The 18,186-nt window shown below is 67.0% G+C and carries 17 protein-coding genes; 4 read left to right on the top strand and 13 right to left on the bottom strand.

The window, feature by feature from the left end:
- On the top strand, positions 1-369 hold a 369-nt coding region (locus ACFVTD_RS13375; RefSeq protein WP_387563613.1), incomplete at its 5' end, for an integrase core domain-containing protein.
- A gap of 190 nt (positions 370-559) precedes the next feature.
- On the opposite strand, the gene ACFVTD_RS13380 is transcribed toward ACFVTD_RS13375, so the two are convergent.
- The 4 genes from ACFVTD_RS13380 to ACFVTD_RS13395 form a co-directional block, all read right to left on the bottom strand.
- On the bottom strand, positions 560-1,501 hold the full coding sequence (locus ACFVTD_RS13380) for an AEC family transporter (RefSeq protein WP_387563616.1): 942 nt from the start codon (positions 1,499-1,501) through the stop codon (positions 560-562).
- Between the two features lie 491 nt (positions 1,502-1,992).
- A complete protein-coding gene (locus ACFVTD_RS13385; RefSeq protein ID WP_387563619.1) occupies positions 1,993-2,961 on the bottom strand; it encodes a hypothetical protein in 969 nt (322 codons plus the stop codon).
- A gap of 18 nt (positions 2,962-2,979) precedes the next feature.
- Positions 2,980-4,086 (bottom strand): GTP pyrophosphokinase family protein, encoded by a 1,107-nt coding sequence (locus tag ACFVTD_RS13390; protein ID WP_387563622.1) that lies wholly within the window; start codon positions 4,084-4,086, stop codon positions 2,980-2,982.
- A gap of 34 nt (positions 4,087-4,120) precedes the next feature.
- A complete protein-coding gene (locus ACFVTD_RS13395) occupies positions 4,121-5,116 on the bottom strand; it encodes a LacI family DNA-binding transcriptional regulator (RefSeq protein ID WP_387564385.1) in 996 nt (331 codons plus the stop codon).
- Positions 5,117-5,383: 267 nt separating this feature from the next.
- On the opposite strand from ACFVTD_RS13395, the gene ACFVTD_RS13400 reads away from it, so the two are divergent.
- From ACFVTD_RS13400 to ACFVTD_RS13410, 3 genes are read left to right on the top strand one after another with little or no spacing between them, the layout of a single operon-like run.
- Positions 5,384-6,505: a nucleoside hydrolase gene (locus ACFVTD_RS13400; RefSeq protein WP_387563625.1), complete on the top strand. Its 1,122-nt coding sequence runs from the start codon at positions 5,384-5,386 to the stop codon at positions 6,503-6,505.
- On the top strand, positions 6,506-7,936 hold the full coding sequence (locus ACFVTD_RS13405; protein ID WP_387563628.1) for an MFS transporter: 1,431 nt from the start codon (positions 6,506-6,508) through the stop codon (positions 7,934-7,936).
- Entirely contained in the window at positions 7,933-8,895 is a 963-nt protein-coding gene (locus ACFVTD_RS13410; protein ID WP_387563631.1) for a ribokinase, read from the top strand. The genes ACFVTD_RS13405 and ACFVTD_RS13410 overlap by 4 nt, the downstream gene beginning before the upstream one ends.
- A gap of 76 nt (positions 8,896-8,971) precedes the next feature.
- On the opposite strand, the gene ACFVTD_RS13415 is transcribed toward ACFVTD_RS13410, so the two are convergent.
- The 9 genes from ACFVTD_RS13415 to ACFVTD_RS13455 all read right to left on the bottom strand — a co-directional run bounded on the left by ACFVTD_RS13415 (position 8,972) and on the right by ACFVTD_RS13455 (position 18,170).
- On the bottom strand, positions 8,972-10,051 hold the full coding sequence (locus tag ACFVTD_RS13415; protein ID WP_387563634.1) for a LacI family DNA-binding transcriptional regulator: 1,080 nt from the start codon (positions 10,049-10,051) through the stop codon (positions 8,972-8,974).
- A complete protein-coding gene (locus ACFVTD_RS13420; protein WP_387563637.1) occupies positions 10,048-10,785 on the bottom strand; it encodes an SDR family NAD(P)-dependent oxidoreductase in 738 nt (245 codons plus the stop codon). The genes ACFVTD_RS13415 and ACFVTD_RS13420 overlap by 4 nt, the downstream gene beginning before the upstream one ends.
- Positions 10,786-10,801: 16 nt before the next feature.
- Positions 10,802-12,016, bottom strand: coding sequence for an ROK family protein (locus ACFVTD_RS13425; RefSeq protein WP_387563640.1), 1,215 nt, complete (start codon positions 12,014-12,016; stop codon positions 10,802-10,804).
- 27 nt (positions 12,017-12,043) lie between these two features.
- Positions 12,044-13,402 carry a glycogen debranching protein gene (locus tag ACFVTD_RS13430; RefSeq protein WP_387563643.1) on the bottom strand — a complete coding sequence of 453 codons (1,359 nt, stop codon included), beginning with the start codon at positions 13,400-13,402 and terminating at the stop codon, positions 12,044-12,046.
- Positions 13,399-14,481 (bottom strand): ABC transporter ATP-binding protein, encoded by a 1,083-nt coding sequence (locus ACFVTD_RS13435; RefSeq protein WP_387563646.1) that lies wholly within the window; start codon positions 14,479-14,481, stop codon positions 13,399-13,401. Before ACFVTD_RS13435 ends, ACFVTD_RS13430 begins: the two co-directional genes overlap by 4 nt.
- 36 nt (positions 14,482-14,517) lie before the next feature.
- Positions 14,518-15,357, bottom strand: coding sequence for a carbohydrate ABC transporter permease (locus ACFVTD_RS13440; protein WP_387563649.1), 840 nt, complete (start codon positions 15,355-15,357; stop codon positions 14,518-14,520).
- The gene (locus ACFVTD_RS13445) at positions 15,354-16,247 is read right to left on the bottom strand and encodes a carbohydrate ABC transporter permease (protein WP_387563652.1); all 894 of its coding nucleotides are present in this window, start codon (positions 16,245-16,247) and stop codon (positions 15,354-15,356) included. Before ACFVTD_RS13445 ends, ACFVTD_RS13440 begins: the two co-directional genes overlap by 4 nt.
- Positions 16,247-17,512 carry an ABC transporter substrate-binding protein gene (locus ACFVTD_RS13450; RefSeq protein ID WP_387563655.1) on the bottom strand — a complete coding sequence of 422 codons (1,266 nt, stop codon included), beginning with the start codon at positions 17,510-17,512 and terminating at the stop codon, positions 16,247-16,249. Before ACFVTD_RS13450 ends, ACFVTD_RS13445 begins: the two co-directional genes overlap by 1 nt.
- A 346-nt stretch (positions 17,513-17,858) precedes the next feature.
- Positions 17,859-18,170: a hypothetical protein gene (locus ACFVTD_RS13455; protein ID WP_387563658.1), complete on the bottom strand. Its 312-nt coding sequence runs from the start codon at positions 18,168-18,170 to the stop codon at positions 17,859-17,861.
- Positions 18,171-18,186: the final 16 nt, after the last annotated feature.

Consider the following 18,186-nt stretch of genomic DNA (forward strand, 5'->3'; position numbering starts at 1 on the left):
GTTACTGCAGTGGGAGTGCTCAGGCGTGCAGTGTCCTGGTTCGCCGCCCGTGGCGTCACCGTGGAGCGGGTCCTCTCCGACAACGGAGCGGCCTATAAATCCCATCTCTGGCGTGACACCTGCCGGGAGCTGGACATCAGGGCAAAGAAGACCCGGCCCTACCGACCACAAACCAATGGAAAGATCGAACGTTTCCACAGAACCCTTGCCGACGGGTGGGCATTCAAGCGCTTCTACGCCACGGAATCAGCCCGCAGAAACGCCCTCCCGGCATGGCTGCACCACTACAATCACCACAGGCCCCACACCGCAATCGGAGGCCACCCGCCCATCAGCCGCTTAACCAACCTCCCTGGGCAGTACAGCTAGGGCCGCCGGGTTTCCTGGTAATGGGGCATCGTCTCAATGCTGCACCGGTCGACTGGCTGATGTGCAATCGGATCGTTCAAAAGATTACCCAGAGCCGCGTGTCGTTGCCGTGGCGGATGCGTGCCCCGTTGAGTTGTGCCCGTGGTCCAGCGGTGTTGCACCACGGGGCGCCATGCTACTTCTGCTGGCATTAGTTCATCACTGATGCGGCACCCAGCAACAACGGAACGGCAAGCGCCGAGGTGACTACCGCTGTCGTCTGTGCCAAGCTTTGCCCCACCCGGTAGCGCACGGCGTAAAGGACCACGTTCTGCCCGGTGGGCAGGATGGCGCAGGCGGTGACCACGAATGTGCTGAAGGTGTCCAGATGGAACACGAACACGGCTATCAGCCAGGCCAGGACGGGTTGGACCGCGGACTTGAGGATGACCGCAACGAGCGTAGGCGCACCGTCCCCGCTCCCGCCCCGCGGTGAGAGGCCATGCAGGGACATGCCGAAGATGATCAGCATGAGCGGGACCGTAACCTGCGCGATCAGTGAGAGTGGGTCCAAGACCAGGGTGGGAATGTGGAGGTCGAGAGCGCTGACCAGTATCCCGAGCAGCGCCGCCACGGTGACCGGGTTGCGGAACGGCGTGGTCAGAATGCGTTTGATGGACGGCTTCCCGCCGTCCGGGTCGGTCAGGTCCAGGATTGTCAGGGCGATCGGGGTGATGACCGAGAGCTGAAAAAGCATGATGGGCGTGACGTAGGTGGCGCTACCCAGCACGTACAGAGACAGTGGCACCCCGAGGTTGGTGGAGTTCACGATGCCGGTGGAGAGCGCGCCAATGGTGATGCGGCGGATGCCCCACCTGGCGAGGGCGCCGATGACCGCGAACAGCGCCATGACTGCCACAGCCGTGACCACCGAGATCAGTCCGGTCTGGCTCAAGACGTCGCTGATGTGCCGGGTGGCGATCATTGAAAACATTAGGCTTGGAAGGCCCACGAGGAATGTCAGCGTGGAGAGGACCTTGGTTCCGTGGGGTCCCAATGCGCTTGTCCTGCCCAAGATGTAACCTACGAGCAATACCGTGCCCACGACAAAGAAGCCCTTTAAAACTCCGTCCAAATCCCAGTCCTTATCCATCTGGGCCCGTTGCGCGCCTTATCGGCGCGCCCCTGCACCCCGGATACCCTACTGCCGGAGGCGGGGCAAAAACGATTCGTAGTCCGTCAGCACAGAATGTAAGCCGAGGCCGACGACCTGGGACTGTGCCCGGAACTCCCGTTGAACCTGCACAAGCGCTGCCGGAAGCCCAGAATCAAGGTAGGCGGGCTGCTGGTGTCTAACTAGTTGCCACAGGCCGATACGATTCGTAAATCCGTATCCCGCCGTAACCTGCGGAATCGAAACGTGGATGCTGAGCGGGGACAGCCCCGAGCAACAAAAACCGGTCTTCTACCCGTCCCACCCAGGAGCCGATAATGAAGATTTCGTAAAGCTATGGCTCGGCCGGATATCCACAGCGCTGTCCACGCTTGGCAGCGTGAATGAGGTCGAGCCCGGCGCGGCTCTCCGCCGGCACCTGGTCAAGGGCAGGCATCTCGTTCATGTCGTCCCCTTCCAACGGCTGCCCTTCACTGAAACCCGACGCCACTTAACCCAAGCAGGTTAAGTGCATCTTTCAGCATTGCCAGCGCGGCCCCGGCAGGGCTGGAGCGACCGCCCTGGACGGTGATGTCCCCGGCGTCCGGGCAGCTGAAGACCATTGCCTTCTCCGGGCCGGCGATGTGGAAGAGCGGGTCCGTGGGCGCCACGGCTTCCAAGCGAACGGTAACTGCCATCGGCCGCTCCAAGGACGCGCTCGCCACGGCGCGGAGGCGGAGTCCCTGCCGGGCGGCGGCCAAAGCCAGGGCCGGCGCCCGTGCATCGATAGGTTCCGTCTGCACTGAAACCTGGGCAACATCCCAATCCCACAGAAGCCCAGCGATGAGCCGCACCTTCGTGGCCGCATCGTTCCCGGACAGGTCTGCGGAAGGGGCGGCCTCTGCGATACCCCGCCGCTGCGCCTCCAGGACCGCGGAATCCAGCCCAACACCCGCAGATAGCTGATCCAAAACGAACGTGGACGTGCCGTTAGGGCACGCCCGCACCGCAGTGCAGCCCATACCCCGAAGCGCAACCCGGGCCATATCGGCCGTGGGCAGCGCCGCCCCCGTTGCCCCCGAAATCCGGATCCGGCTACCGCCATCGACGGCGGCCTGCTCAAGCTCGCGCCAGTGGCTGAGGACGTGGCTCTTGGTTGCTGTCACCACATCCACCCCGCTCCGGAGGGCAGTAACCGCCTCCTCCAGGGAGCGCGCGTGAGCGTCCGGCGAGGATGGCAGGGCCTGGACCAGGATGGCGGGACGGACGCGGTCCAGCGCCTGCCCAAGAGGCCGGAGCGGCTCCCAGGAAGAACGTTCAGGCACAGCGGAACCGTGCGCAAGGAAGGCCTCCGTCCGGTGGCCCCGGATGGCGGCGATCCGCAGCCCGGAACCGTCCCGGGAAACGGCATCCACAAAGGCCTGCCCCACGGCACCAAAACCCGACAGAACCAGCCGCACCGGCTCCACCAGCCGGCCCTACTTCTTCGTCATCCTGTACCGCTCAATCTGGCGCAACCGCCGCAGGAGGCTGTCGCGCCGCGGGTGCGGGACGGCGTCGGGATTTTCCGCGGTGAGGTCGATATGCCTGGTGCCGTACTGCCAAAGGAGAAGGTCATCCAGGAGCCGGTCCGGGCCGGGGGAGTAGCGGTGGTCCAGGGCCTTGCGGACCTCCGTGATCTGGTTGGCGCTGAGCAGCCCCGCCAGCTGCATGGTCTGGTTTAGCCCGTGCGCTGCGAGGAGCTCGGCCGCCCAGCCCCAGTCGTCGTCCACCTTGCGGTCCACGTGCGGGAGCAGGGTCCGCCAGACGTCCCGAATACGGTTGGGCGTCAGCGGAGCCGCGCCCTCACCGTCCATGTCCCAATAGCCGCGGACCTCCTCGTAACTTTCGTGAAGGTCGGAGAACGCCGTCTCCACGGTTTCCAGCATGGCCGCGGTGGCAGTGAACTGCCGGTCGAAGTGCGGCGTCCAGGCGCGCGGATCCTCGGCCTTGAACCGGATATCGTGCTCAATCTCGCTCCACGCGTGCGCGAAGATGGTGCGGATCTGGCACTCAAAAAAGTAGCTGCCGTTGGGCTGCAGGTCCGGGTTGAAAACCTGCTGGTACTCCTTGACGGCCTCATTCTGGATGGTGCGCAGGATCAGGTGCCGGCTCGAATACCCATAGGTGCCGGACTCGATCGAACCAATGTCCTTTTCCCGGTCGCCGCGGCAGTCGAACAGCTGCCGCTGGCGCTTGATGATGTTGGCCACCGCGGCATTCTCCGCCGGCAGCTTGGTGATCACCCGGATGCCCACCATGTCATTGAGCGTGCGGAACGGGTCCGGAAACTTCAGGAGCCTCCGCCCACCCGGCTCCAGCGGCTCCTCAGTGCGCGAGATCTTCTCCTTGAAGGACTCCACGGTCTTGGTGCGGCCGGTAACGAACAGCGGCGTAACCTCGCTGTCCTTCAGCATGTCCCGCAAGACCAGCAGGACATCACGGGTAACCAGCTTCAGGGCAGGCCGGACGCGCTCATAGATCTCCACGTTGTGCTGCACCGACTCACGCAGCGGTGCGTCCAGACTTTCCCAGTTACTCGGCATGGTCCCAGCTTACGGCCGGGGTATGACAGGAAGCCTACGTTGCGGCCGGCGATGCCGTAGTGGACCCGCGCACCACCAGCGAGGTCTCCAGGGTGACGCCGCCGGGCCCCAGTGGTTTGCCCTCCATCAGCCCGCGCAGCTGCTCCCCGGCCTTCTGGCCCAGGGCCGTTGCTGGCAGGTGCACGCTGGTCAGGCCCGGATTGCTCGTGGCCGAATAAGGCAGGTCGTCGAACCCGGCCACGGCCAGCTCTCCGGGGATCCGGATCCCCGCCACCCGCGCCTCCTGCAGCACCCCGTACGCGTGCGTGTCAGTGGCGCAGGCGACGGCGGTCACCCCCGCACGCTGCCAGTCCGGCCACGCTCCGGCGAACGCGCCCGCAGCCGCGCCGACGTCGATGGTGGTGCTGATGATCCGTTCCGGGCTGAGGGTGATACCGCGCGAAGCGGCCTCCTCCAGGAACGCCGCGCGCCGGACTGCGAACGTTTCGGTGCCGGTCACGCTGTCCACATAGGCAGCCTCCCTGTGCCCGGCGTCGGCCAGGTGCGCCGCCAACTGGCGTGCCCCGCTGGCCACATCCAGGTTCACGGAGGGCGCGTAGGACTCCAGCCCCGGCGCATCAAGCAGGACAAGGGGCGACGGCGACGCCAAGTCCTCGAGGAACCCCGCGTTGGGTGCGTCCACCAGCAGCCCCGCCGGCCGCAGGGACATCAGGCGCCGGACGTCGTCGGCCGCCGGAAACTCGCCGGCTTCCGTGACGGACAGCAGCAGCTGGTACTGCGGACCCAGCGATTCCCGCACCCCGGCTATCACCTTGGCGAAGAACGGGTTGGAGATGTCCGGCGCCACCAGGATCACGATCGAGCTGACACCCTTGGCCAGGGAACTGCCGATCCCGTCCACCACGTAGCCGAGCTCGGCGATGGCATCGCGCACCCGGGTGATGTTGTCCCCGGAAACGCGGCCGGCCGTCTTGCCATTGGCCACCAGCGACACCGTGGCCACCGAAACACCCGCCCGCGCAGCGACCATCGCCGCCGTCACCCGCCGCGGCCTGGGCCGTTGCTGCTGCACCTGTTCCCCGGAATCCATACTTTGATCGTAGTAGGCCACGGCGCACGCGGATTGCGGGCCAATCAAGCCTCCACTCCAGCGCCGGTAGAGTCCCTTGCCCCACAAGGCATCAAGCGTTTGACGTGCGGCAATGCCGCAACGCACGTTAAGCGCTTGACGTGCCGGGCAAAACCCTGTCATGATCACTCCGGAATACTCAAGACCCCTGCCGCAAGGCAGGCCCCAATGACGTGGAGCACCATCGTGGAACCAAATCACCAAGCGAGCCAGCACCGGACGGGTTCAACAGAACCCCGGAAGATCATCCTGGACTGCGACCCCGGCCACGATGACGCCGTGGCCCTGCTGCTGGCACACGGCAACCCCAACATCGAACTGCTGGCCGTCACCACGGTGGTGGGCAACCAGACCCTCGAAAAAGTCACCCGCAACGCCCTGGCTGTCGGCACCATCGCCGGCATCACCGGCGTCCCCTTCGCCGCCGGCTGCCCCCGCCCGCTGGTCCGCAGCATCGAAACCGCACCGGACATCCACGGCGAGTCCGGCATGGACGGCCCCGCACTCCCTGAGTCCACCATCAAGCTCGACCCGCGCCACGCCGTCGACCTCATCATCGACACCGTCATGGCACACGAGCCCGGCACCGTCACCTTGGTCCCCACCGCCGGGCTGACCAACATCGCCCTGGCCGCCCGCAAGGAACCGCGCATCGTGGAACGCGTCAAGGAAGTGGTCCTCATGGGTGGCGGCTACCACGTGGGCAACTGGAGCGCCGTGGCCGAGTTCAACATCATCATCGACCCCGAGGCCGCGCACATCGTCTTCAACGAGAAGTGGCCGGTGGTCATGGTGGGCCTGGACCTCACCCACCAGGCGCTGGCCACCCCGGACGTGGTGGAAAAGATCGCCGCCATCGGCACGAAGCCTGCAAATTTCGTCACCGAGCTCATGGACTTCTTCGCGCACACCTACAAGGACGCCCAGGGCTTCGACTACCCGCCCGTCCACGATCCCTGCGCCGTCGCATACGTGATCGACCCCAGCATCGTCAGCACCCGCAAAGTCCCCGTCAACATCGAACTCCAGGGCACCCTCACCCTGGGCATGACCGTGGCGGACTTCCGCGCCCCGGCCCCCGCCGACTGCCACACCAGCGTGGCCGTGGACCTGGACCACGCACGGTTCTGGGACCTCGTCACCGACGCGCTGGTCCGCATCGGCGAGCCCGGCACCAACCTCACAACGGACGACGCCGGCAGCCACCAAGGTGCCGGGCGCACCCCAGGCAACGCGGCCGACGTCGTACGCCCGGAAGGCGCCCAGCTCACCGCCGGAGGGGTCAAGTAGATGGCCGCCGCAACCATGACTGAAGCCAAGACCGGCCGCGGCAACATCGCCGCCCTCATGACCGCCCTGCTGGCCGCCTGCGTGGCGTTCCAGCTCAACGCCTCCATGCTCAGCCCCGCCCTGGTGACCATGGGCCAGGAACTCAAGGCGGACCAGGCCCTGATCGGGCTCTCGCAGACCTGGTTCTTCACCGCCGCCGCCCTGTTCTCGCTGTTCCTGCCGCGGCTCAGCGACATCATCGGCCGCAAGAAGGTTCTGGTGGGCATGATGGTGCTCATGGCCGTGGGCTCGGTCATCGCCGCGCTGGCTCCGGACATCACCTGGCTCTTCGTGGGCCGGATCATCCAGGGCGTCAGCGGACCCACCGTGCCGCTGTGCCTGATCATGCTGCGCTCCGCCGTCAGCAAACCCCGCAAGTACGGCACCCTCATGGGCCTCATCACTGCCGTCAACGGCGGCGTGGCCGGCGTGGACTCCTTCGTGGGCGGCTACTTCGCCGAGCACTTCGGCTTCCGCAGCATCTTCTGGCTGATGGTGGTCCTGGCCCTCGCGGCCACCGCTCTCATCATGTTCCTCGCCACCGAGAGCAAGCCCGGCGCCGGCACCCGGATGGACTGGCGCGGCGTGTTCTTCATCGTGGTGGCCGTGGGCGCCCTGCTCACCGCGCTCAACGAGGCCGCCAAGCTGGTGGCCGGCTTCGACTCCGGCACGCTGATGCTGAGCCTGGCGCTGGTGCTGGTCTCCGCCGCCGCCTTCTTCGCCTTCTGGCGCACCGAACAGCGCGCCGCCCAGCCCATGGTGGAAACCGTGCACCTGCGCCAGCGCGCCACCTGGGCCCCGCTGCTCACCACCACCTTGACCATGACCGGTATCTTCGCCGTGATCAATGGCATCGTCCCCGCCTACGTCCAGGCCGCCGACCCCGGTTTTGGCGTGGGACCCACCGAAATGTCGCTGATGATCCTCACCCCGTACGCCCTGCTCGGCTGGCTGGTGGGCCCGCTCAGCGGACGCCTCGCGCCTGTGCTCGGCTACACCAAGGTGCTGCGGATCGGGCTCCTGGGAAGCATCGCCGCCCTCGCCGTCATCGCGTTCCTGGGCCTGCACAGCCTGCCGATGATGATCGCCGGCACGGTCTTGCTGGGCATCATGTACGCCGGTACGGTCAACATCATGCTCAACGGACTCGGCGTTGTCCTCTCGCCCGCTGGCAACCCCGGCTTCCTCCCCGGCATGAACGCCGGCGCCTTCAACCTGGGCGCGGGCCTGAGCTTCCTGATCCTGCCGGCCGTGCTGGTAGCGACGTCGGCACTGGGCGATGCGACGGCGTCGTACCTGACCGTCGTGGTGGTCGGCCTGGCCCTGACCGTGGCCGCATTCGCTGCGTCGCTGCTGATTCCCAAGCCGGTTGAAGCCGAGGTAGCCGCATGAGTGCCGCGACTTCCAGCGCTGGCCGGATCGTCGTCGTCGGGTCCCTGAACGCCGACCTCACCATCTACTGCGAACGGCTTCCGCAGCCTGGCGAAACCGTCCAGGGCAACGGGTTCGCCGTGAATCCGGGCGGCAAGAGCGCCAACCAGGCCGTGGCAGCGGCCCGACTGGGCGGCCATGTCAGCCTGGTGGGCGCCGTGGGAGAGGACGCCAACGGCAACATGCTCGAGGCTTCGGTGGCCGGGGCAGGGGTGGACGTCAGCCACGTGCGCACGTCCAGCGAGCCCACCGGTGTCGCCGTCATTGCCGTGGACGCCCGCGGCGAGAACAACATCATCATCTCGGCCGGCGCCAACGGAACGCTGTCTCCGGCCGACGTGGCCGGCGCGGCCGATGCCCTGGAGGGGGCGGCCGTGGTGAGCCTCTGCCTGGAGGTCGGCATGGACACGGTACTGGCCGCGGCACAGGCAGGGCACGACGCCGGCGCGCAGGTCTTGCTGAACCTCTCGCCGTACGGGGAGATCCCGTCAGCCCTGGCGGGCTTGGCAGATGTCCTGCTGGTCAACGCGCATGAGGCCGCGCTGTTCCTGGGCTCTTCGGTTCCCGAGGCCGATTCTGCTGCCGCCGAGTGGGACTCGGTGCGGGAACGGTTTGCCGGGCACGGGATCCAACAGGTGCTGGTGACACTGGGCTCGCAGGGGTCCGTGGTGCTGGATTCACTCGCTGCGCCCGGCGCCCGGGTGGTCCGGATCCGGCCCACCACGGTGGCCGCCGTGGACACCACCGGCGCCGGCGACGCTTTCACCGGTGCCGTGGCGGTCCGGCTGGCCGCTGGCGATAGGCTCGCCGATGCCGCCGCGTTCGCCTCGGTTGCGGCGGCTTTGGCGACCACCCGCAAGGGGACGCAGGCGGCGTATCCGGAAGCGGCCGACGTCGAACGCCGCCTCCCAACGGCCTAACCCCTTCAAACCCATCGATTGCTCCGTAAACGCCCTTTTCGTGCGTCAAAACGGCGTTTACGGAGCAATCGATGGGCTAGGCGTTGGCCTGGACCTGCACCGAGGCGCGTTCCACGGCAGGGCAGTGGATCTTTGCCGGGCCGCCGGGAGCGGGGTCGATTCCCAGCAGCATCCGCACCCCGGCGGCGCCGAGTTCATAGTGCGGCAGGGCCACAGTGGACAGCGGTGGCCGGAGGTGCGCGGCGATGGCTTCCTGGTTGTCGAAGCCCACTACGGCGATGTCCCCAGGGATGGACAGCCCTTGTTCGCGCAGGCCGTCGTAGAGGCCCATCGCCATCCGGTCGTTGTAGCAGAACACGGCTGGGGCGCCCCGCATAAGCAGCGCGGCCGTGGCCAGATAGCCGCCCTCCTGGTCCGGGCAGGCCTTCATCACCAGGTCCGGATCGAACGAAATGCCGGCGTCCTCCAGGGCCTGCCGGTAACCGGCCAGCCGCCCGTCCGTGGCGGGGCCCGGGATGGCGGCGTTGATGAACGCGATCCGCCGGTGGCCGTGCGCCAGCAGGAGTTCCGTCGCAGAGCGGCCGCCCTGGATCTCGTCCGGAACCACGGCCCGGGCGCCCTCTTCGTCGGAGAAGCAGTTCACCAGGACGAAGTCCGTTTCCCGCAGCGGCGACGGAATGTCCGCCTGGCGGTGGAACCATCTGGAATACAGGATGCCGCGCACCTTGTACTGCAGCATCATGGCGATGGCGTCCTGCTCCAGCGCGCTGTTGCCCTCCGTGTTGGCGATCAGGAGCGCATAGCCGTGCTTCCAGGCCTCGTCCTGGGCGCCGTGAATGATCTGGCCTGCGAACGGGGTGCTGGCAACACCGTCCGCCACCAGCCCAATGAACCTGGACGCCCCGCTGACCAAGGTCTGTGCCATCGCGTTGGGCCGGTAGCCCAGGGTGCGGATGGCGTCCGTGACGCGCTTGCGGGTTTCCGCCGCGATCCGGGCATCTTTCTTCCTATTGACCACCAGCGAGACCGTGGCCGTGGAAACGCCGGCCGCTTCCGCCACCTCGCGAAGGGTCACGGGCTGAAGCCGCCCCGGCACTTTCGGTGAGGCCTCCGGTTCCCGCGCGGATGCCTCCGCGCCATTCTCCGTCGAACTCACCTGCCCTCCAGCGTGACGCCTGTGTGTTCGGCAAGCCGGGCCAGCAGGCGGTCCTGGAACCGGGGATCCGCGGCAGCCGGATGCGGGGCCTGGCGGCGCTGGTGGTACCAGTAGCCGCCGCTGGCCAGCGCCGCAGGGTCATCGCTGGTGGCCAGCCATTCCTGGGTGCGGTGGCCCAGTTCCAGGCTGTCCGGTGCCGACCGGCCGCCCATCCGGGTGGGCACCCAGCCGGGATCCACCGCGTTGCTGGCGACGCCCGGCACCAGCCTGGCCACGGCTGCCGACAGCGCAGTGACGTGCAGCTTGGTGGTGGAGTAGGAGGCCGTCGTCGTGCGTCCTGCCCAGTCCAGGCCGTCCAGGCCTGTGTCGCCGCCGCGGTGCATCCCGCTGCTCAGGTAGATGAGCCGGCTGGGTCCGGGGATCAGCGCGGTCAGGAGATACGGGGCCACAACGTTCACCGGCAGCAGCGCCGCGCCGCTGAGGACGCCGGCGTTGTGGATGACGGCGTCCAGAAGGCCGATTCCGTTGGCATCTGCCGCGATCTGCCGGACCTGGGCCTGGGCCGCGAGGTCCCCAACAATGCACTGGGCCCCGCGGTCCAGCAGGTGCTGTACCGCGGGGACGCGCTGCGGGGACCGCGCATGGACGATCACTTCGTGGCCGTCCCGCAGCAGCGTGTCCGCCGTTGCCAGGCCAAGCCCATCGGTGGAGCCGGTGATGAAGACGCGTACCATGCGGGGCCTCCGTGGGTTAGTGGTGGGATTCCTGGCGTCCGCTGCTGCCGGATGCTAAGCGGACAGCTTCCTGCGAAAATACCTGGTCCACAGCGGCCGGGGCGAAGATCTTCCGCATGACCAGGGTCGCGAGCCCCGAACAGGCCGCCTGGTCTTCCGGATGCCCGGTTTCCACCACCAGGCCCTCGCCGATCCGGTCCACCACATCCCCCAGGACGCGCTCTCCCACCCGCTCCGCGAAAAGGTCCAGGGAACCCAGGTCTCCTCCCAGGACCAGCCGGTCGGGATTGAGCGTTGTGACCGTGGCAGCCAGCGCACTGCCCAGCACGTCGGCCGCCGACTCAACGGCGCCGAGCACGTCCCGGTCGCCGGCCGCGGCGGCTGCGCGGATGTCGTCCATGTTCCTGAAGCCCCGGCCGCCCAGCTTTTCACCGAGCGCCCTGCCCGAACTATAGGCAGCCAGGCAGCCGCGGCGCCCGCACCGGCACAGCGGGCCGTCGGGGGTCATGCGGATATGCCCGATGTCCCCGGCGGCGCCGTGGGCACCCCGGAGAATGGACCCTTCCACCACGATGCCGCAGCCAATGCCGGTGCCCACTTTGACGTAGACCACGGTTTCGGTATCGCTCCTGCGCTCGCCCAGCCCGGCCGCCCGGGCGTCATTCTCGACGACGAGGGGCAGGTCCCAGCACGCGTGGACGGCCTGCACCACGGAGTCGTCCGCCCAGCCGGGGAGGGTGGTGGGGTGCCGGACGTGCCCGGTGCCAGCCTCCACGGGAGCCGGAAGGCTGACACCGATGCCGAGCAATGTCTCATTCTTTCCCTGGGCGAGCAGGGCCTGGCCCTCAAGGATCAACGGCCGCAGCACGGACTCGGCGGGGTCGCTGACATCGAGGGCCGTGGTGAAGGAGCGCAGCTGCCGCCCTGCGGTATCGGCGATGCTCACCGTTCCGTGGGTCTGGCCGAGGGTGATGGCCACAACCACCCTGCCCCTGTCTTCGAACCGGATTTTCCGTGAAGGACGCCCGCCGGTGGAGCCCAGGGGCTCCGCCTCGTAGATGTAGCCACCCCGGGTGAGCGTGTCCAGCCGTTCATAGAGGGTGGCCCGCGACATGCCGGTTGTGGACAGGAGCTGCTGCCGGGACAGGCCGTCCGCGGCGCGGATGAGTTCCAGCAGGTGCCCATGCGACGTCGCCCCCACCAGTCCAGCCGGCACTCTTTCAACCGTCACTCCGGCCCCCTTTCACGGTTCCCCAGCCTACTTCCCCTGGTTGGCCCCCTGCTCCGATCCCATCCACTCCAGCGCCGCGGCCGCGGTCCATGCCTGGGAGAGGCTCCCGAGGGGCTCGGCGGTGAACGGCTCGTAGTACTCGCCGAACTGGAGGTCGGAAAGCTGTTCAAGGGACGCTGACCGCAGCGTTTCGAACAGCCCGGACTCGCGGTCGCGGGCGCAGGCCCAGCCAAGGAGCAGGTTGAGGAAAGGCCACACGGGTCCCCGCCAGTACGTCCGCGGCCGGAAGGCCTCACTGGCCGGGGAGGTGGAAGGCGGCAGCGGGAAGCGGAGGCCCGGGAACCCCATCCACCGGGGGCCGCGCAGGAGTTCCCGCTGGGCTGTGAGAAGGGCAGGGTCGCCGCCGGCGACGAGGGGAGCGAATCCCGAGACAGTCTCGGTGCCGATCCACTCCCGGGCCAGTACGTCGTAATCGCGGGCCAACCCGGTGGCCGGGTCCACCGTTGAGGCCACGCCCTCCCGGAACCGGGCGGCCATGTCCCGCAGCTCGCCGGCCTCGTGGTCCCGGCCGAGCTCATCGGCAAGTCCGGCGAGGACATCGCTGGAGGCCGCCAGGATGGCGGAAAAGAAGACGTCGCGGACACGGAAGTCCACGGCATCCTGCACGGCGGCGTCATCAAATCCAACCCCGGCCATTTGCTGCACCAGCCACAGGTACTTGGTGTATTCGGTGTCATCCGGCCGTTCGCTGGCGTCCGCCACGTGCAGGGTGTCCCGCCGCGTGAACGGCGGTACGGTTCCCGGCACGATCCGCGAGTAGGGGCCGTCCCAGCGGGGCGAGTTGTCGAAACCCGATTCCCACCCGTGGTGGATTTCCACGAGGCCGACGCCGTCGGGGTCGCGGACCGTCGCCAGCCAGCGGTGCCACGCCAACCAGCCGTCAAAGGATTCGGCCAGGAACGCCTCGGCCACCTCCTGGTCCGCGCCGCCGTTCTCCCGTCCGCGGTCCACGATGTGGCGCAGGGCGATGGCGTGGACGGGCGGCTGGCAGATGCCGCTGCTCTTGATGCCTTCCGGCCGGGCCGCCGCGCCTTCGGTTCCCCAGCGGTCGAAGCCGGGGAAGTATCCGGTGTCGTTGTCGCTGAAGACGATGTGCGGAATCATCCCCGTGGACCACTGCGCCTTGAGGAGGCTTCGCAGCTCCGTGACAGCCCGGGGAACGCTGGTGCGGGCCAGTCCGATGGCAACGAAGGCCGCGTCCCAGCTCCACATATGGGGGTACAGGTTGGGGGCGGCGCTGGTCATGGTGCCCAGGTCGTTGACCCTGAGGACCTCGACAGCCGCTGAGCGCAGTTCTTCCATGGACAGGGAACGGGTCGGGTTCATGAGGCCTCCAGTGCCATTGACGTTTCGCGGTCATAGACGCGCATGGTGTTGGGGGCGAAGCCCAGCCAGATGGTCTGGCGGGGTGCCGCCCTGAAGGTGGGCGGTGCCTGCACCTTGAGGGTGTGCCCGTCCACCTCAACGGTGAGCAGGATGGTGGATCCCATTGGTTCCACCACCAGGACCGTGGCGGCCACGTCGGCGGAAGACCGGCTGCTGTTGACCGTGACGTTTTCGGCGCGGACCCCAAGGAGGACGTCCTTGCCAGCGAAGGACCGCAGGATGGACGGTGCCATGAGCTGCTGTTCGCCCAGGACCAGGGTGCCGCCGTCGTGGCTGACTGCTGCGTCCAGGAAGTTCATCGGCGGGGAACCGATGAAGCCGCCCACGAACCGGTCGGCGGGCGCGTCGTAGACGTCCAGCGGGTCGCCCAGCTGCGCAATCCGGCCCTTACGCATGACCGCCACCTGGTCGCCGAGGGAAAGTGCTTCGCTTTGGTCGTGCGTGACGTAGACCGTGGTGGTCCCGAGGTCCTGGACGATCTTCTTGAGCTCGGACCGAAAGGTCAGGCGCAGCAGGGCGTCAAGGTTGGACAACGGCTCATCCATCAGCAGCACATCGGCATCCATGACGATAGCCCGGGCCACGGCCACCCTCTGCCGCTGGCCCCCTGACAGGTTGGCGGGCAGGCGGTCCAGGTAGGGGCCAAGCTGGAGGAGATCCGCAGCCCACTGGACCTTGCGTTCGATTTCGTCGGCCGGAACCTTCGCCATCCGCAGCCCGAACCCGATGTTGTACCGGACCTTCCGGTGCGGGAACACGGCGTAGGACTGGAACACCATGGACAGGTTGCGCTTGTTGGGCGGCAGGTAGGTGACGTCACGGCCGCCGATGGAGATGGAGCCGGAGTCCGGCAGTTCGAGTCCGGCGATCATCCGTAGCAGGGTGGTTTTTCCGCAGCCGGAAGGGCCAAGGAGGACGGTGAATTCACCATCCCGGATGGACAGGGACACGTCATCCGTTGCGCGTTCGGATCCGCCCGGATAAGTCTTGACGAGGTTGGAGATCTGGATGTCAGCCACTATCGGCTCCTTCTTAAAATGGGGTAAGCGGGGGGCCTAGCGGATGGTCGAGCCCCACATGTTGGTGAGGTACCGGCGCATCAAGGCGATGAAAATGATGGAGGGGATGACCAGGGCGAAGCCGCCCGCGAACCTGTAGGCCAGGGGTGAGTCCGACAGCGAGCCGAGGACCTGCGCGGGCAGGGTGCGGTGGTCGAGGGTGAGGATGGAAGCGCCCAGCACTTCGTTCCAGGACATGACGAACGTGAAGATCGAGGCCGCGGCAAGGCCCGGCAGCGCCATCGGCAGCACCACCCGGGCAAACGCCCCCAGCGGCGAGCAGCCGAACAGCCGGGCAGCTTCCTCAACGTCAACGGGGACGCTCAGGAATACGCTGGCCGAGATCAGGATGGTGGTGGGCAGCGCCAACGCCGTGTGGAGCAGGATGACGGCGTAAGTGGTGTCGTAGATGTCCACCGTGAGGAAGAGCCTGGCCAACGGTACAGACAGCACCACGATCGGGAGGGCCCGCGTGAACAGCAGGAACAGCTGGTAGGGGTCCTTGCCGGGGAAAGTGAACCTGGCCAGCGCATATCCTGCCGGAACTCCGATCAGTGCTGACAGCAGGAGCGTTCCCGCGCCGACAATCAGGGAGTTTCCCAAGGCGCCGAAGATGCCTGTGGAGCCGAGGAATGCCTGCAGCGTGTCCGCCGAAAGGTTCGTTGGCAGGAGTGACAACGGGAACTCATTGAGCGATTCACGGGTGGAAAGCGCCGCCAGCGAAATGAGGTAGATCGGGACCAGCATGAAGAGCGAGACGGTGACGCAGGCGGTTTGCAGCAGAATCCGGTTCCGCTTCCGCCGGGCGATGGGTGTGGTGTCCACAGTGGTGCTCATCGGAGCCCTCCCTGGTTCTTTGCGCGGAGCGCCCGCAGGTAGAAGATCGAGGTCAGCATCGATACAACGAGGATGACCAGTGCCAGCGCCGCCGCGACATTGGGGTTCTGCAGCCCGGTGTACCAGCGGTACGTTTCGCCGACCACCAAGGGGAAGTTCTGTCCCGTCAACGCCTGGGCCACCGCGAAGGTCTGGAACGCGAGGATGGTCCGCAGGATCAGCGCCACCTGCAGGCTCGGCTTCAACAGCGGCAGTGTGACGTGCCGGAGGCGCTGCCAGAACGTGGCGCCGAATACCTGCGCGGCCTCGTCGTAGTCCTTGGGGATGCCCTGCAGCCCTGCCACCACGATGATCAGCACCAGGGCGGTTGCGCGCCAAAGTTCTGCGATGAGGACGCAGATGAACATGCTGGCTTGGTTGTCGTAGGCCAGCCAGGAGGTGCCCTGCAGCCCGAACCAGGAAAGGACCGAGTTCAGGTACCCGCGGTCGTTGAAGATCGCGAGCCAGACCAGGCCGGCCGCCAGGTCGCTGAGCGCCAGCGGTATGGCCCAGACGAAGAAGTGGACCTTGTGAAGCCGGGGATTGCTCCGCAGCATCAAAGCCATGGCAATGGCGAGGGCGAATTGCAGCGGAATCATCACCACGATCAGCAGCAGCGTGTTACGCACCGCGGGCCAGAAGTACGGGTCCTGCACCATGCGGTTCACGAATTCCAGGGTGAAACCCTGGTCGCTTCGGAAGGCCTGCAGGACGCCCTGGATGACGGGCCACCCCAGCAGGAGCGCCATGAATACCACCGAGGGGGCTATCAGCAGGACGGCGGGCGGTATTCGGCGCGGACGTGGCGGTGCGGCGGTTGCCGCGGGGGTGGGGGGTGCCTGTACAGCCATTACGCTACCTCGCACTTGGTGGAAATTGGATCGGGCGCCCAGCAGGGAACATTCAAGCCCTTCAGGATGGTGTTCAACTGCGTCGCCTGCGTATCGAGGACCTGCTGGATGGGCCGGGTCTCCAGGCAAATCTGCTGGAAGCAGTTTTTGAAGATCTGTGACACTTCGCCCTCTTTGGCGCCGAGGCCCACCGGGGGAAGGGCGAGGAGGGCGCCGGCTGACCGTTGCTGCCGGCGGACTGCGGCAGCTTCCAGGGCGATGGCGCCGGTCAAGTCGGAGGGAAGCTCCGTTTGGACCACGGGGAAGAAGGCGTTGCTTCGGAGGGTTTCGATCTGGGACGCCGGTTCGGTCAGGGCGCGGATGGCCTTCTCCGCGAGGTCGCGGTCCTTGCCGTTCTTGGGCAGGGCCATCCCGGCGATGATCAGCATGTACCCGCGTCCCTTGGGGCCACGGGGTGCGGGGACCATCAGCCAGTCGTCCGGCTTGTCGGCAGGGGCATTGACCAGGCGGGCCACATGGTCCCAGGCCACCAGGACTTCGCCCCGCGCCAGGGGTTCCTGCATGTAGTCATAGTTGGTGGAGGCGGGCGCCATGGCGGACCACAGTTCCTGCATGTAGTCCCACCCGGCAACGGCATCCTGGTTCCGGAACGTGGTGATTTGCCCGCCGGTGAAGCTGGGCAGCAGGAATCCCTGGTAGAAGCGGTGGTGCAGGCCTTTCGGACCGGCGGGCATGCCGAAGACGGGGCGTCCGGCTCCTTGTTTGGCCGCTTTGGCCCAGGCGAGGTAGCCCTCGTAGGTAAGGTCGTTGACGTCCACGCCCGGGGGCAGCCACTCCAGGGCCTTCTTGTTCACCGCCACCACGTAGGTTGCCTGCATCCAGGGGACGTACCGCGAGGTTGAGCCGCCCACCTTGGTCAGCTCCAGCATCTCCTTGGTGAAGCCGCGGCCGGACAAATCCCTGAGGAGGCCATCGACATCCTCCAGCGAATCGGCCAGCGGAGCGAGCTCCCCATGGAGTCCGCCCAGGAGCGACGTCTTCACGTTGCCGGCGCTCGCCTGGGAGGTCACCGTGGAGGCGAAGACACCGGGATCCACGGAGTTGTACGCGGTGGGGACCTTCGCAAATTTCTTGAGTACGGCCTCGTACCGCTGCTTTTCCTCCACGGGCGTGAACTGGGTGGAGAGGAAGCCGACGGTTCCCTGGCCGGCTGCTGCGCCACTGGTATCGAAACCTGCACAGGATGCGAGGAAGGGGGCCGACATGGCCGTTCCCAGCCCGGCCAAAAGGAGGCTTCTGCGGGAAACGGGCCGTCGGTGGGGATGGATTTTCGGGTCGTTCATTGAATGCTCCGATCGAGTGTGCGCCACTGCACAAACTTTCGTTTAAGCATTAGACATAAGTGGGAGGGTGTCAACCCATCGATGACGGGCGCAGCGAACCTCCCCGCGTCCGGGCCAGCGCAGGGAGGCACCTCAGTGCCGCTGAGGTGACTTTCCTGGGACGCCTGGAGGGCACGCCCGAAGCAGCGCAAGGGTGACCGGAAGAGGCAGGCCCGGCGCGCCGTCGTCGTCCCTGGTGTTCAATTTCGACGCCGGCGACCAGCGCCGGTCAGCCGCGCTTCCGGCCCAGGAGCAGGGCCAGCACGCCGCCGAAGACCACAAGCAGCACGCCCACGCCCAACAGCCCGGAATTAACGCCGGTGGCCGGCGTGGTCCCTGGTTCCGGGGCGGCGGGTACTGCCTTGGCAGGCGCCTCCCCGAGGTGCACGCTGACGGGCGGGGTTGGGGTGTGGCCAGTTGAGATTGTGAGCGGTGCCGATGGCGGGGTGGCGGAGGCGTTGGCGGCTGCGCCATTGGCGCCCATCAGGCCGCCTGCGATGACGGCGCTGAGCAGGCATCCACGGATAGTGCGGTGCATCATTTGGGGTTCTCCTGAA

Origin of the sequence: Pseudarthrobacter sp. NPDC058119 (genome assembly GCF_042884655.1) — a bacterium.
Lineage (GTDB): Bacteria > Actinomycetota > Actinomycetes > Actinomycetales > Micrococcaceae > Arthrobacter.

Excerpts from the sequence above, each read along its gene's own strand:
- ACFVTD_RS13380 (WP_387563616.1), bottom strand. The coding sequence starts at position 1,501 with ATGGATAAGGACTGGGATTTGGACGGAGTTTTAAAGGGCTTCTTTGTC.
- ACFVTD_RS13390 (WP_387563622.1), bottom strand. The coding sequence starts at position 4,086 with ATGCCGAGTAACTGGGAAAGTCTGGACGCACCGCTGCGTGAGTCGGTG.
- ACFVTD_RS13395 (WP_387564385.1), bottom strand. The coding sequence starts at position 5,116 with ATGGTCGCTGCGCGGGCGGGTGTTTCGGTGGCCACGGTGTCGCTGGTG.
- ACFVTD_RS13400 (WP_387563625.1), top strand. The coding sequence starts at position 5,384 with ATGACGTGGAGCACCATCGTGGAACCAAATCACCAAGCGAGCCAGCAC.
- ACFVTD_RS13405 (WP_387563628.1), top strand. The coding sequence starts at position 6,506 with ATGGCCGCCGCAACCATGACTGAAGCCAAGACCGGCCGCGGCAACATC.
- ACFVTD_RS13410 (WP_387563631.1), top strand. The coding sequence starts at position 7,933 with ATGAGTGCCGCGACTTCCAGCGCTGGCCGGATCGTCGTCGTCGGGTCC.
- ACFVTD_RS13420 (WP_387563637.1), bottom strand. The coding sequence starts at position 10,785 with ATGGTACGCGTCTTCATCACCGGCTCCACCGATGGGCTTGGCCTGGCA.
- ACFVTD_RS13430 (WP_387563643.1), bottom strand. The coding sequence starts at position 13,402 with ATGAACCCGACCCGTTCCCTGTCCATGGAAGAACTGCGCTCAGCGGCT.
- ACFVTD_RS13440 (WP_387563649.1), bottom strand. The coding sequence starts at position 15,357 with ATGAGCACCACTGTGGACACCACACCCATCGCCCGGCGGAAGCGGAAC.
- ACFVTD_RS13445 (WP_387563652.1), bottom strand. The coding sequence starts at position 16,247 with ATGGCTGTACAGGCACCCCCCACCCCCGCGGCAACCGCCGCACCGCCA.
- ACFVTD_RS13450 (WP_387563655.1), bottom strand. The coding sequence starts at position 17,512 with ATGTCGGCCCCCTTCCTCGCATCCTGTGCAGGTTTCGATACCAGTGGC.
- ACFVTD_RS13455 (WP_387563658.1), bottom strand. The coding sequence starts at position 18,170 with ATGATGCACCGCACTATCCGTGGATGCCTGCTCAGCGCCGTCATCGCA.